This window comes from Acidovorax sp. Q11 (genome assembly GCF_054950075.1).
Genome location: NZ_JBUDZG010000005.1, coordinates 212,708 through 226,707 on the forward strand (window position 1 = coordinate 212,708; position 14,000 = coordinate 226,707).

Annotated in this window: 13 protein-coding genes; 3 read left to right on the forward strand and 10 right to left on the reverse strand. The window is 65.7% G+C overall.

Annotated elements, in window-relative coordinates; all coding sequences use genetic code 11:
- Positions 1-24: 24 nt before the first annotated feature.
- The gene (locus tag ACYZGB_RS06960; RefSeq protein ID WP_462387527.1) at positions 25-933 is read left to right on the forward strand and encodes a 2OG-Fe(II) oxygenase; all 909 of its coding nucleotides are present in this window, start codon (positions 25-27) and stop codon (positions 931-933) included.
- Positions 934-1,010: 77 nt separating this feature from the next.
- Positions 1,011-1,856 (forward strand): NADPH-dependent 7-cyano-7-deazaguanine reductase QueF, encoded by an 846-nt coding sequence (gene queF / locus ACYZGB_RS06965; RefSeq protein WP_462387528.1) that lies wholly within the window; start codon positions 1,011-1,013, stop codon positions 1,854-1,856.
- Positions 1,857-1,868: 12 nt separating this feature from the next.
- Here queF and ACYZGB_RS06970 read toward each other — a convergent pair whose 3' ends face one another.
- The 10 genes from ACYZGB_RS06970 to amaB all read right to left on the reverse strand — a co-directional run bounded on the left by ACYZGB_RS06970 (position 1,869) and on the right by amaB (position 12,546).
- Complete coding sequence (locus ACYZGB_RS06970) at positions 1,869-2,135, reverse strand: hypothetical protein (protein WP_057226739.1); 267 nt, start codon at positions 2,133-2,135, stop codon at positions 1,869-1,871.
- A 145-nt stretch (positions 2,136-2,280) separates the two neighbouring features.
- On the reverse strand, positions 2,281-2,769 hold the full coding sequence (locus tag ACYZGB_RS06975) for a tetratricopeptide repeat protein (protein ID WP_462387529.1): 489 nt from the start codon (positions 2,767-2,769) through the stop codon (positions 2,281-2,283).
- Between the two features lie 151 nt (positions 2,770-2,920).
- The gene (locus ACYZGB_RS06980) at positions 2,921-3,700 is read right to left on the reverse strand and encodes an anti-sigma factor (protein ID WP_462387530.1); all 780 of its coding nucleotides are present in this window, start codon (positions 3,698-3,700) and stop codon (positions 2,921-2,923) included.
- The gene (locus ACYZGB_RS06985) at positions 3,697-4,335 is read right to left on the reverse strand and encodes an RNA polymerase sigma factor (protein ID WP_462387531.1); all 639 of its coding nucleotides are present in this window, start codon (positions 4,333-4,335) and stop codon (positions 3,697-3,699) included. The genes ACYZGB_RS06980 and ACYZGB_RS06985 overlap by 4 nt, the downstream gene beginning before the upstream one ends.
- Positions 4,336-4,452: 117 nt before the next feature.
- On the reverse strand, positions 4,453-5,682 hold the full coding sequence (locus tag ACYZGB_RS06990; RefSeq protein ID WP_462387541.1) for a Y-family DNA polymerase: 1,230 nt from the start codon (positions 5,680-5,682) through the stop codon (positions 4,453-4,455).
- Positions 5,683-5,843: 161 nt separating this feature from the next.
- Positions 5,844-7,529, reverse strand: coding sequence for a thiamine pyrophosphate-binding protein (locus ACYZGB_RS06995; RefSeq protein WP_462387532.1), 1,686 nt, complete (start codon positions 7,527-7,529; stop codon positions 5,844-5,846).
- Between the two features lie 31 nt (positions 7,530-7,560).
- Positions 7,561-8,802: a pyridoxal phosphate-dependent aminotransferase gene (locus ACYZGB_RS07000; RefSeq protein WP_462387533.1), complete on the reverse strand. Its 1,242-nt coding sequence runs from the start codon at positions 8,800-8,802 to the stop codon at positions 7,561-7,563.
- On the reverse strand, positions 8,799-9,716 hold the full coding sequence (locus ACYZGB_RS07005; RefSeq protein WP_462387534.1) for an amino acid ABC transporter substrate-binding protein: 918 nt from the start codon (positions 9,714-9,716) through the stop codon (positions 8,799-8,801). The genes ACYZGB_RS07000 and ACYZGB_RS07005 overlap by 4 nt, the downstream gene beginning before the upstream one ends.
- 74 nt (positions 9,717-9,790) lie before the next feature.
- Complete coding sequence (locus ACYZGB_RS07010) at positions 9,791-10,987, reverse strand: NAD(P)/FAD-dependent oxidoreductase (protein ID WP_462387535.1); 1,197 nt, start codon at positions 10,985-10,987, stop codon at positions 9,791-9,793.
- A 23-nt stretch (positions 10,988-11,010) separates the two neighbouring features.
- Positions 11,011-12,546, reverse strand: coding sequence for an L-piperidine-6-carboxylate dehydrogenase (amaB, locus tag ACYZGB_RS07015; protein WP_462387536.1), 1,536 nt, complete (start codon positions 12,544-12,546; stop codon positions 11,011-11,013).
- A gap of 244 nt (positions 12,547-12,790) precedes the next feature.
- Between amaB and ACYZGB_RS07020 the strand changes: the two genes are divergently transcribed.
- Positions 12,791-13,696: a LysR family transcriptional regulator gene (locus ACYZGB_RS07020; protein ID WP_462387537.1), complete on the forward strand. Its 906-nt coding sequence runs from the start codon at positions 12,791-12,793 to the stop codon at positions 13,694-13,696.
- Positions 13,697-14,000: the final 304 nt, after the last annotated feature.

Here is a 14,000-nt window from a genome sequence, read left to right on the forward strand (position 1 = left end):
CCCCCACCCCGTTGAAGGACCGCCATGGCATCCAGCTCTGACACGCATTCCGACAGCACCACCACGGCCCAGCGCAGCCACACGGCGCGGCAGGCCATCACGCCCGAGCTGCGCCGCTGGATCATCGAGCAGGCCCAGGCCGGCCACGCCGCGCCCGTGGTGCTGCAGTCCATGCGCGACGCGGGCTGGGACGAGGACGTGGCTGCCGACGCGCTGGAAATCACGCTGCAGGACCACCTGAACGAGCTGGCCGTGCAGCAGGGCCTGCCCTCGGCCGTGCCCGTGCCCGAACCGCAGCTCGACACATCGCCCTCGCAGGTGGACTGCGGCGACCGCATGGTCAACGTGCTGCTGGCCATGGCCCAGCCGCGCATCGTGGTGTTTGGCAACCTGCTGTCGCCCGAAGAATGCGATGCCCTGATTGCCGACGCCGAGCCCCGCCTGGCGCGTTCGCTCACCGTGGCCACCAAGACGGGCGGCGAAGAGATCAACGCCGACCGCACCAGCGACGGCATGTTCTTCCAGCGCGGCGAAACACCGCTGATCCAGCGCATCGAGGCGCGCGTTGCACGCCTCTTGAACTGGCCCATCGAGAACGGCGAGGGCCTGCAGGTGCTGCACTACCGCCCCGGCGCCGAGTACAAGCCGCACTACGACTACTTCGACCCTGCCGAGCCCGGCACGGCCACCATCGTCAAGCGCGGCGGACAGCGCGTGGGCACTCTGGTGATGTACCTCAACACCCCCGAAAAAGGCGGTGGCACCACCTTCCCTGACGTGCATCTTGAGGTGGGCCCGCAGCGCGGCAATGCGGTGTTCTTCAGCTACGAGCGCCCCCACACCTCCACGCGCACCCTGCACGGCGGCGCTCCCGTAATCGCCGGCGAGAAGTGGATCGCCACCAAGTGGCTGCGCGAGCGGGAATTCAAGTAAAAACAGGCCTTTCCGCCCGTCTATATTGCCTAAATAGCTATTAAAAATATAGCAATCACTTTCACTATCACACCAGCATGAACACGCCAGAACAATCCCAGCTTGGCAAGGCCTCGGCCTATGTGGACCAGTACGACGCCTCGCTGCTGTTCCCCATCCCCCGCGCGGGCAAACGGGCCGAGATCGGCATCGCAGGCGCTGCGCCCTTCTTCGGCGCCGACCTGTGGACTGCGTTCGAGCTGTCATGGCTGAATGCACGCGGCAAGCCGCAGGTGGCGCTCGCGCACATCACCGTGCCCTGCGAAACGCCCAACATCGTCGAGAGCAAGTCGTTCAAGCTGTATCTCAACAGCTTCAACAACACGCGGTTTGCCGACATGGCCGAGGTGCAGGCCCGCATCCGCACCGACATCAGCGAAGCCGTGTGGCGCGGAGCCGAGCACCCGGCCACCGTGGGCGTGAAGCTCATCGCCCCCGAGCTGTTCGACCAGGAACCCGTGCACGAGCTGGATGGCCTGAGCCTGGACCGGCTGGACGTGGAGTGCACGCGCTACCAGCCCGCGCCCGAGCTGCTCACAGCCGAATTCAACGCGGGCCCGGTGACCGAAACCCTGACCAGCAACCTGCTGAAAAGCAACTGCCTGGTGACCGGTCAGCCAGACTGGGGCAGCGTGCAGATCAGCTACAGCGGCCCCCAGATCAACCAGGAAGGCCTGCTGCAGTACCTGGTGAGCTTTCGCAACCACAACGAGTTCCACGAGCAATGCGTGGAGCGCATCTTCATGGACGTGTGGGCCCGCTGCAAACCCATCAAGCTCACGGTGTATGCGCGCTACACGCGCCGGGGTGGGCTCGATATCAATCCGCTGCGCACCAGCCACCCGCAAGGCCTGCCGCGCAACGTGCGCACCGCGCGGCAATAGCCCCGCAATCCATCAGCCCCGTGCATCAATCCAGTCGCACCGCAAGGTGTGGCGCAAGTGCGCGCGCGTTCGCCAAGTGACATAGAGGCTGGGCCCGAAGATCCCCATCAGGCACAGCGGCGCAGTCAACGGCTCGCCAAAAGCAAAGATGGGAAACCAGCCTACCCAGCCCAGCATCCAGAGCGTCAGCACCAGATCCCAAAGGTGGTATTCGAGCGGATGGTCGGCCTTGTGCACCACATGCCATTGCTTGATGCGTTGCAGCTCGTTCAGAGTCATGGGAATCTCCCGGAAAACGGGGAAATTCACTGTAAGTTACGAGTAAGAATTCGTCAAGAAATACCGGAAAGGGAGAGCGATGCGCCATCCCTCCGGGCGACGACCACACTCCCACCTGCCGGGTGACTCCCACGGCCAGCCAGCGTTACTGCGCAGGCTTGTAGGCCGCAATGGCCTTGGCCAGATCGATGGTTTCCTCGCACTGCGCGCAGATGGCCTGCAGCTTGGCGAGCTGGGCTTCGGCCTGCGCCTTCTGGCCCACCTTGAGGTAGCCCATGCCCGAGTATTCCAGCGCACCCTTGTGGCGGGGGTCCAGCGCCAGGGCCTTGTTGTAGGCCGCAAACGCCTCGTCGTATTTGCCGAGCCAACGGTTGGAGTAGCCCAGCAGGTTGTAGGCATCGGCGTTCTGTGGGTTCTGGGCCACCACCTTGCTGAAGCTGCTGGCCGCCAGCGTCCAGTTCTTGGCTTCGATGGCTTTTTTGCCCACGGCAAAGTCGTCAATGCGTGCGTTCTCCACTGGCGTGGTGGGCATATCGGCCGCGTGGGCCATGGGCAGTGCCAACACGGGCACCAGCACCAGCGCCAGGCTCAGCAGGGGCGCAGACATCAAGGGGCGAACAGAAAATGAAGGCATGGGAGGCTCCTGAAAAACGTGAAGTGGAAAAGACCGGAGGCCGCGCTGGCCCCATGCCGGAGACCGGCACCTCGGACAAACGACACGGAATGCAAAACGGATGCAGCGCCGGACAATTATTTTTGCAAAGCCGATGGGAGCCTTGCGCCGCTCACCACAGCTTGGCGCAGTTGCCGGTGAACAGCACGGTGCCACTGGGCACCTGGGGCGTTGCCGATGTCTCTAGCGTCACCATGAGTTTGCTGACCTTGAGCAGCAGCTTCTCTGACGTATCAGGCAACACCGACACCGTAGAACCCGTCACCGGCACCGTGCCCAGCGCAAACGGGGCGCCGTCGGCGGGCACCGCCCACAGCACCAGTTGGGGGGCAGCGCCCGCCATCGTCGCTGGAGCCGCTGGAAGCGTGATAGGCCCGATGGCCTTCACCGTCAGCGTGCGCCCATGGCGCAGCGAACTCACCAGCACCTTGCCGTTGCCCGCTGCGTCGGTCAGCAGGCCCACATAGGCCTGCGGCAGCTTGTCCCCGGCGCGCAAGGCCACCTGGTCGCTCGACACAAACCAGGTGGGCACCGCAGCCACCAGGGCCACAGTGGCCACCGCACCCAGCACCACACCCGCCAAGCCCTGCAGCACCCCATGGCGCCGCCACAGCGCGCCCATCCAACCGCCTTGTGGGGCGACCTCTTTCACATCCACATCGCGAGGCCGGGTGCGCGCCTCAATGGCGGCCCACACGCGCTGCGGTGGCTGTTGCACCGGCACCGAACTGGCCAGCATCCCCAGCCGCCCTTCCCACTGCGCCACCAGCAACTGCAGGTCGCTGCGATCTCTCAGCAGCTGCTCGAAGCGGCGGCGCGCGCCACCACCCAGCGTGCCCAGCACATAGGCAGACGCCAGGTGGTCCAGCAGCGCGGGGTGGGTGTATCTCATGTGCCCACCCCTTGCGCGGCCAGGCAGTTCTTCAGGCGCTCCAGGCCCCGCCGAATCCATGCCTTGACCGAACCCAGCGGCGCTCCCATCTGCGCCGCCACCTCGGAATGCGACAGGCCCTGGTAGTAGGCCAGCGCCAGGCTTTGCCGGTAGCTCCCCTCCAGGGCATTCATGCAGCCTTCGATACGCAATGCCTGGGTGGCCTGCTCCAGCAAATGCAGCGCGCTGGGTGCGGGGGCCAATGCAGACGCAGCACCCGGCGGCGCGTCGCTGCCGTCCCCATCGCTGCCGGCAAGCTCTGCGGTGTCGTGCCAGGCGCTTTCTGGCCGCCGCGCACGGGCACGCAAGGCGTCCAGCGCCTTGTTGCGCACAATGGCGATCAGCCACGTCATGGGCTGGATAGGCTGCCCGCCCACTTCGCTGCGGTAGCTTCCAGCGTTTTTCCAGATGCTCACATACGCCTCTTGCAGCACATCCTCGGCCGCCTGTCCTTGCCCCAACATACGCACAGCAACGCCGAACAGATGCACATGGGTGCGCTGGTAGACCTGCGCAAAGGCGGCGTGATCACCCTCGGCGGCGTCGCGGATCAATGCCTGCAGGTTGACGGAGGAACGATCGGTGGCAGTGGCCATATGCGCGCGAGTATAGAAACGCGGCAGCTGTTGCAGCCAGCCCGCGACCTGGGTGTTTACGCCGATTGCCACGGCCCCGCTGAGCCGTGACGTGACAGGGAGTGGTGCCAACCCGCGCTAAAAAAGCTGCGCAGTGCCACCCACACCGTCGGTGCCATCGGTGGTGCCTGGTTTGCGTCGGCGTGTTTCTGCCGTTGCCCCAGCCCGTGGTTCCAGCATGGGCTCTTCGCCCCGCCGCGCCAGCGCGCTGGCCCGCACCCCCAACAACCGCAGGCGTTTGTCCAGCGGCACGCGCTTGAGGCACTGCCCCGCCAGCTTGCGTATGGTGGGCCCGTCCGCCGTGTAAAAGCCCACCGTGTGGTCCCGCGTGGCAATCTTGAAGTCGTCGTAGCGCAGCTTGATGCCGATGGTGCGCGCCACATAGCCCTTGCGCTGCAAATCCTCGGCCAGGCGCAAACACAGGTCGGTGAAGATTGCACCCAGTTCCGCCTTGTCGCGCACGGCATGCAGGTCGCGGTCGAACGTGGTCTCGCGGCTCATGCTCACGGGCTCGCTCTCGGTCACCACGGGGCTGTCGTCGCGGCCCCAGGCCACGCGGTGCATCCAGGCGCCGGTGGATTTGCCAAAGTGGCCGATGAGCCACTGCGGGTCTTGCGCCGCCAGCTGGCCGATGGTCTCCACGCCCAGGTGCGCCAGCTTCTCGCCCGCCTTGGGGCCAATGCCGTTGACCTTGCGCACATTGAGCGGCCAGATCTTGTCCTGCAGGTCTTCCTCGTAAACGATGGAGATGCCGTTGGGCTTGTTGAACTCGCTGGCCATCTTGGCCAGCAGCCGGTTGGGCGCCACGCCGATAGAGCAGGTCAACCCCGTCTTGTCGAAGATGCTTTTCTGGATGAGTCGTGCCAGCACCCGCCCACCTTCGCGCTGGCCGCCGGGCACGTCGGTGAAGTCGATGTACACCTCGTCCACGCCCCGGTCCTGCATCACCGGCGCGATGTCGGTGATGGTGCTCTTGAAAGCGCGCGAGAAGCGGCGCACCTCGTCAAAATCCACCGGCAGCACGATGGCCTGCGGACACAGCCTGGCCGCCTTCATCATGCCCATGGCCGAGCCCACGCCGAATTGCCGCGCAGCGTAGGTGGCGGTGGTGATCACGCCCCGGCCCACGTAGTCCTTGAGCAGCGGAAAGTCCTCCACCGGTATGAAGCGCCGCTCGCGCTCGGCCGTGCCGTCGGGCCCGCGCAGCAGCAGCTCGTCCACCTTGCGCCGCCCGCCACCAATGACCACGGGCAGGCCCTTGAGCTGCGGGTAGCGCAGCAGCTCGACAGACGCGAAAAAAGCGTCCATGTCGAGGTGGGCAATGCGGCGCAGCTTGCCCCCGGTCTGGGCCGGGGTTGCGGGGTCGCTTTCAGCAATTTCAGATGCGGGAACGGTCACGCCCGCTATTGTGCGCGGCAGGGTGACAGCCTGCTGCCACCCCGCTCTCCAGCGCTATCGCCGGGTCACCATCACTGTTTTGCCAGGGCCGCTTTGCGAATGCCCTGCAGCGTGCCCGTGGGCGTGATGGCCTCGGGGTCGATCAAACAGTGAAGCACACTCGGCAGGCCGCTGGCGCGCGCACGGGCCAGTGCGGGGGCGAAGTCTTCCGTCCGCTCCACGCGCTCGCCATGGCCGCCGAAGGCTTGGGCGTAGGCCTTGAAGTCGGGGTTCTTGAGCTGCGTGGCGCTGATGCGGCCGGGGTACTCGCGCTCCTGGTGCATGCGGATGGTGCCGTACATGGCGTTGTCCAGCAGCACCACGATGATGGGCAGGCCGTACTGCACGGCGGTCGCAAATTCCTGGCCGTGCATCAAAAAGTCGCCATCGCCCGCAAAGATCATCACCTCACGCTGCGGCCACAGGCGCTTGCCACCCACGCCTGCGGGCAGGCCATAGCCCATCGACCCGCTGGTGGGCGCCAACTGGCTAGCGTAGGTGGTGAAGGGCCAGAAGCGATGAATCCAGGTGGCGAAGTTGCCCGCGCCGTTGCAGAAGATGGTATCGGCGGGCAACACCTCCTTGAGGTGCTGCATCACCTCGCCCATCTGCAGATTACCGGGTATACGGATAGGGGCCGGATCGCTCCAGGCCAGGTACTCGGCATGGGCGGCTTCTGTGTGGGCCTTCCAGGGCACGGGGGCCGTCGGGCGCACCGGGTTCAGCGCGGCGGTGAATGCCTGCGGCGTGGCGTGGATGGCCTGCGTGGGCCGGTAGAGCTTGCCCAGTTCGTCCGCATCGGCATGCACATGCACCAAAGGCTGCGCGGGCGTGGGAATGTCGAACAGCTCATAGCCTTGCGACGGCACTTCGGACAGGCGCCCACCCACCACCAGCACCAGGTCGGATGCCCTGATGCGCGCGAGCAGCTTGGGGTTTACGCCCAAGCCCAGGTCGCCGCCATAGCAAGCGTGCGTGGCCGGGAACAGCATCTGGCGGCGGAATGAGCAATACACCGGCAGGGACCAAACCTCGGCAAACGCCGTGAACTCGCGCACCGCCTGCTCGGACCAGCGGCTGCCGCCCAGAATCGCTACGGGATTTTTGGCGGCTTGCAGGCGCTGTGCCAGCTCGACCATCTGCGCCGCGCCGGGGTGGGTCTCCGTCACCTGGTAGGGCAAAGCATCGGCCACCGTGGCGGCCTCGGTGAGCATGTCTTCGGGCAGCGCCACCACCACGGGGCCGGGGCGGCCCGAGGTGGCGACGTGGAAAGCGCGCGAGATCAGCTCGGGCACACGCGCCGGGTCGTCGATCTGCACCACCCACTTGGCCATGGTGCCGAACACTGCGCTGTAGTCCAGCTCCTGAAACGCCTCGCGCCCCATGGCATTGCGCGCCACCTGGCCCACGAACAGGATCATGGGGGTCGAGTCCTGGTGCGCAATGTGCACACCGGCCGACGCATTGGTGGCGCCGGGTCCGCGCGTCACAAAGCAGATGCCGGGCTGGCCGGTGAGCTTGCCCTGCGCCTCGGCCATCATGGCCGCGCCGCCTTCCTGGCGGCACACCGTCACGCCGATGTCTGCATCGTGCAGGGCATCGAGCACGGCCAGGTAGCTCTCGCCCGGCACGCAAAACAGTTGCTTCACGCCATGGGTGATGAGCTGGCTGACCAGGATCTGGCCGCCGGTGCGGGAGGTGGTGGGTGCGGTGGTCATGTCAGACGGTCATTTCACAAAAAACAAGAACTCAGAAAAGCGCCTTGCACGCGCGCTGGATGCGTGCGCAGGCCTCCTGCAAGTCGGCCATGCTGGCAGCGTACGAGATACGGAAGTACGGCGCCAGCCCCAGCACGCTGCCTGGCACCACGGCCACGTGGAACTCGCGCAGCAGGTAGTCGCAAAAATCGGCGTCCGTGCGCAACAGTTCGCCACCCGGTGTGGTGCGGCCCAGCACGCCTTCGCAACTGGCAAAGGTGTAGAACGCCCCCTCGGGCACGCGGCAGCGCAGGCCCGGCGATGCGTTGAGGGCCGCTACCACCAGGTCGCGCCGAGCCTGAAACGCGCGGCAGCGCTCGGCCACCACGTCCTGCGGGCCGGTGAGCGCAGCTACCGCCGCCGCCTGGCTGATGGACGACGCGCACGATGTGGCCTGGCTTTGCACCACAGCCATGGCCGCGATCAGTGCGCGCGGGCCTGCACCATAGCCAAGGCGCCAGCCCGTCATGGCGTACGACTTGGAGACTCCGTTCACCGTGAGGGTGCGGTCGCGCAGTGCGGGCAGCACCGCCACGGGAGTGGCAAACGCATGGCCGTCGTACAGGATGTGTTCGTAGATGTCGTCCGCCAGCACCCACACCTGCGGGTAGTTCAGCACCACCTCCAAAATGGGCCGCAGCTGCTCGGCGCTGTAGGCCGTGCCACTGGGGTTGGAGGGGGAATTGATGAACACCCAGCGCGTGCGTGGCGTGATGGCCGCATCGAGCTCCTCAGCCGTGATGCGAAACCCGTTGGCCTCGCTGCACGGCACCACCACAGGCACGCCACCGGCAATCAGCACCATGTCGGCATACGATGTCCAGTACGGCGCGGGCAGGATCACCTCGTCGCCAGGATTCAGGCTGGCCATCAGCGCGTTGTAGATGACCTGCTTGGCGCCCGCACCCACCGTGATTTCGTTGGTAGCAAACTCCAGAGCGTTATCGCGGCGGAACTTGAGCTGGATGGCCGCCTTGAGCGCGGGCGTGCCATCAAGCACCGTGTAGTGCGTGTCGCCCTGCGCCATGGCCTGCTGCGCGGCTTCAATCACATGGGCGGGCGTGTCGAAGTCGGGCTCGCCCAGGCCCAGCACGATCACAGGCTGGCCCTGGCGCTTGAGTTCGTTGGCAGCCTGGGTGATGCGCACGATGTCGGACACACCGATAGCGCTGATGCGATCGGCCGCGCGAAAGATCGTGGCGGGTATGGCCGTGGCGGGGATGGCGGCGTTCATTGCTGGTAGGTCTCCAGGGGCTTGTCGTTGGGGGTGGCGAACAGCTGGCGCAGCGTGGTGCCCAGTGGCAGGCTCAGGCTCGCGTTCTTGGGCGGAATGGGGTTCACAAACCACTTGGTGTAGATCTTTTCCATCTCACCGGACTGCATCAGCTTGGTGAGCACACCGTCCACCGCCGCCTTGAAGGTGGGGTCGTCCTTGCGGAACAGCAGCGCAATCGGCTCGGCGCCCAGCGGCTCGCCCACGATGCGGTAGGCCGAGGGGTCCTTGGAGTTGGAGATCATCCCGGCCAGCAGGTTGTCGTCGAGCACAAAGGCATCGGCGCGACCCGATTCGAGCAGCAGAAAACTCTCGTGGTGGTCCTTGCCCAGCACGGTCTTGATGGGGGCGCCGCCCAACGCGCGTTCCTGCTTGCGCAGCAGTTGCACGGCCGTGGTGCCGGTGGATGCCGCAATGGTGCGGCCCGCGAGCTGGTTGATGGACTTCAGGTCCGAATCCTTGCGCACCGCCATGCGTACTTCGCTCACATAGGTGGTCACAGCAAACGCCACCTGCTGCTGGCGCGCCGTGTTGTTGGTGGTGGGGCCACAGCCAATGTCCAGCGTGCCGTTCTGCACCAGTGGCAGGGTGTTCTGCGCCGTCACGGCCATGTATTCGAGCTTGGCGTCGGGCGCGATTTCTTTCAGCACGCGCTCGCACAGCTCAACGTGGTAGCCCACGTATTTTTCATTGGCGCCCAGCGCGTAGGCCATGGGCGGCGAGGTCTCGCGCACGCCCAGCACGGCCTTGCCGGATGCCTTGATCTTCTCCAACGTGGGCTGGGTGACCGTCTGCGCCAGCGCGGGGGCCGTGGCCATGCAGGCCAGGGCCAGGCCTGCTGCGAGCGCAGTGAAGGTCTTGCGAAAAATTGCCATGTCGTTGTCTCCTGATGTGTTGTGGTTGGCAGGTTGAGAAAAGGGTGAGGGAAAACTGACGGTACCGATGGTGCTCAGATCACGTTCTTTTCAAGCAGCGGCGCGTTGCGCGCAATGCGCTCGATGGACAGCGGCGACAGGTCCAGGCTCTGGTAGCCGCCCGTCAACATCCACTCCGCCAGGCCACGCCCCACGGCCGGGCACTGCTGCAGGCCGTGGCCCGAAAAGCCGTTGGCAAACACCAGGTTGTCGCACGCCGGGTGCAGGCCCACGATGGCGTTGTGGTCGAAGGTGTTCATCTCGTAGTAGCCCGCCCAGGCGCCCTGCATGCGCAGTGCCTCAAAGCCCGGGATGCGCTCAGCCAGCGTGGGCCAGATGCGGTCCTCGAACGCTGCGTACTCGGGCTCCAGCGGGGCAAAGTCGGCGTCGTTGCCCACCTCTGGCGCAAAGCCGCAGATAAAACCCTTGCCCTCGGGCCGCAGCCAGATGCCACTGGTGTCGATGAGCAGTGGGCAGCCCGGCAGCGCTGCGGGGCTGGCCAGGTTGAAGACCGTGCGGCGCTTGCCCACCACGGGCAAATCAATGCCAGCCCAGCCCGCAATGGCAGCCGCCCACGGGCCGCCCGCGTTCACGGCATAGCGGCAAGGCAGCACGGTGCCGCTTTGCAGGCGCACCGCATCCACATGCAACACGCCGTCGCTGGCCGCCGTGTCCAGCCCCACAGCCTCATCGGCCACATAGCGCACGCCCTGGCTCTGTGCCTTCTTGCGCAGCGCCGTCAGCAGCAGGTAGCCATCAAACCAGCCCTCGCCCGACAGGCCCAGCGAGCCCAGCACCACGTCCTGCAGCGCCAGCCAGGGAAAACGCTCGGCCAGTTGCTGCGGGCTCAGCAGCGCCACGTCAGCACCGTACTGCTTTTGCAACGCATGGTTTTCGCTCAGTGTGGCCTCGCCCGCCTGGGTGGCCAGGTACAGGTAGCCGCCTTCGTGCAGGCCAATGTCGGGCACATCGCCGTTGCAGGCCAGCAGCTGGCCCACGTTGCGCAGAAAGCCAATGCTGTAGGCCGATATCTGGATGTTGATGTCGGTCGAGAACTGCTGGCGGATGGAGCTGGCCGACAGCGCCGACGAAGCGCTCGTATAGGTCGGGTCGCGCTCGACCACCACCACCTCGCAGCCCGGTTGCTGCAGCGTGAGGAAGTACGCAATCGCACTGCCGATGACACCACCGCCAATGATGACGATGGGGTGTGAGTCCTTAGCAATCAACATGAACGGGGCAACCAGCGCGTGGATTACACGTCAAACGTCACGCCCTGCGCCAGCGGCAGTGCGGTGGAGTAGTTGATGGTGTTGGTCGCGCGGCGCATGTAGGCCTTCCAGCTGTCCGAGCCCGCTTCGCGGCCACCGCCCGTTTCCTTCTCGCCGCCAAATGCGCCGCCAATCTCGGCGCCGCTCGGGCCAATGTTCACATTGGCAATGCCGCAGTCTGAACCCGCTGCCGACATGAACTGTTCGGCCTCGCGCACATTGAGCGTGAAGATGGACGACGACAAGCCCGCGCCCACGGCGTTGTTCATGGCAATGGCTTCGTCAATGGTGCCGTAGCGCACCACATACAGGATGGGCGCAAAGGTTTCGTGCAGCGCGGGGCCTTCGTGTTTTTGCAGCTCCACCAGTGCGGGGCGCACGTAGTACGCATGGTCACCACCGATGCCTTCCACGCGGCCACCACCGTGCACCGTGGCGCCCAGCGCGCGGCTTTGCTCCAGCGCCTTTTGCATGCCGTCAAACGCCATGCGGTCGATCAGCGGGCCCACCAGCGTGCCCGCGGTGCGCGGGTCGCCCACCCGCACGTTGGCGTACACCTTGGCCAGCTGGGGCACCAGCTGGTCGTAAGTGCTTTCGTGCACAAACAGGCGGCGCAGCGTGGTGCAGCGCTGGCCGGCCGTTCCCATGGCGGCAAACGCAATGCCGCGCAAGGCCAGGTCCAGGTCGGCCGTGGGTGCCACGATGGCCGCGTTGTTGCCCCCCAGCTCCAGAATGCCGCGCGCAAACCGCGCGGCCAGGCGCGGGCCCACGGCGCGGCCCATGGCGGTGGAGCCCGTGGCCGACAGCACGGGCACGCGGGCGTCATCCACCAGCACCTCGCCAAGGTCGCGTTGGCCCACGATCAGCTCCAGCAGGCCCTCGGGCGCGTCGCTGCCAAAACGCGCAATGGCGCGCTGGGCAATCGCGTGCGTGGCCAGGGCCGTGAGCGGGGTCTTTTCCGAAGGCTTCCACACCACCGAATCACCGCACACCAGCGCCAGCGCGGCGTTCCACGACCACACGGCCACGGGGAAGTTGAAGGCTGAGATCACGCCACACACGCCCAGCGGGTGCCAGGTTTCCATCATGCGGTGGCCGGGGCGCTCGGTGGCAATCGTCAGGCCATACAGCTGGCGCGACAGGCCCACGGCAAAGTCGCAGATGTCGATCATCTCCTGCACCTCGCCCAGGCCTTCGGACGGGATCTTGCCCGCCTCGATGGTCACCAGCAGTCCCAGATCGGCCTTGGCGGCGCGCAGCTCTTCGCCCAGCAGGCGCACCAGCTCGCCCCGGCGCGGCGCGGGCACATTGCGCCACGCCTGGAAAGCCACATGCGCGCGGCCGATGGCGGCCGTGGCATCGGCCGCGCTTTGCTGCGGCACCTGGGCCAGCACCTCGCCCGTGATGGGCGAACGCGCCGCCAGCGTGCCGCCGGTGTACGCCGCGCGGGGCACGCCCAGGCGTTGCAGCAGTTGATCGACTTCGGACACAAGGGCGGTAGCGACAGGGGTGGCAGACATGGCGGCTCGCAAGGGTGGATGGAGGCAGAGAAAGAGAATCAGCGCGGGAGAACACACGCAATGAATGCGCCAATATCCGCCAATCGCTCCGTGCTGGATAGCAAAAAAATGGAACTACTTGATCACAAAACAGAATGAAGTGCCTGAAAATATCAGGACTTCTACCCCATACCCAATGCGCGGAAGAGGCTCAAAAGGCTCAATTTTTGGCACCCATCATCATTCCCCCAATGCATAACCCGGTATGACCTTGCTGCGCCGCGCCTTCCTGCCCTCCACCGCCGACCTGCTGGCCTTCGAGGCGGCGGCGCGCCACCAAAGCGTGTCGCGCGCGGCCGAGGAGCTGCACCTCACCCAAAGCGCCGTGTCGCGCCAGATCCGCCAGCTGGAAGATCAGATTGGCACCGCCCTTTTCCACCGCGTGCGCCAGCGTGTGGTGCTGACCGACGCGGGCCGCATCTATGCCGCAGACGTGCAAAACGTGCTGCAGCAACTGTCGGCCAGCACACAAAAAGCCATGGCGTTTTCCAGCACCGACGGCCTGCTCAACCTGGCCGTGCTGCCCACGCTGGGCACGCGCTGGCTCATCCCGCGCCTGGGCGGCTTCATGGCGCTGCACCCCGAGGCCATGGTCAACTTCTCGGCCCGCACCGAGCCGTTTGACTTTGCGGGCACACCGTTCGACGCTGCCATCCACTTCGGCACCCCGCACTGGGCAGGCGCCGTGTGCGAATACCTGATGCACGAAGAAACCGTGCCCGTGTGCAGCCCCACCTACCGCGACCGCCACGGCATCCACACTCCGCAGGATTTGACCCGCGTGGTGCTGCTGCAGCAAAGCACTCGTCCCACGCAATGGGCCGAATGGTTTGAGCTGGTGGGCGCGCCCACGGCCCTGGCCCTGCGCGGCCCGCAGTCCGAGCACTTCGCCATGATTGCGCAGGCCGCGGTCTCGCACTTGGGTGCGGCGCTGCTGCCGCGCTTTTTGATTGAGCAGGAGCTGGCTGCGGGGAGCCTGGTGGAGCTGTCAGACCAGGTGCTGACGAGTGCCGATGCGTACTACCTTGTGTACCCCGAGGCACGGGCGCAGACGCCGCTGGTCAAGGCGTTCAGGGATTGGGTGGTGGGGGAATGTGCGGGGCAGCGGTAAGGGTGAGAGCCGAGCACTCATACCAAGCGACCGGGGCGTATCGCCAAGAGAATGAGGCTGGAATCAAAATGGCTTGTAGCGCCATATTGCAAAGCGGCCACAGCTCATCAAGATTGACACAAAACACCTGATACTTCATGCCCATACCGGGAGCTTGTACGGCAGCTAACGGCCAATGGACTAAACCGCTCGCGCGGTAGCCCGCCGCGAAGGCCCTGACAGTAACTACACATCGCGCCCCTGTCTATGTTGGCGAGCGAGGCAATCGGCCTCTTTCTTCGACAGGAGCGCGATCATGATCTCT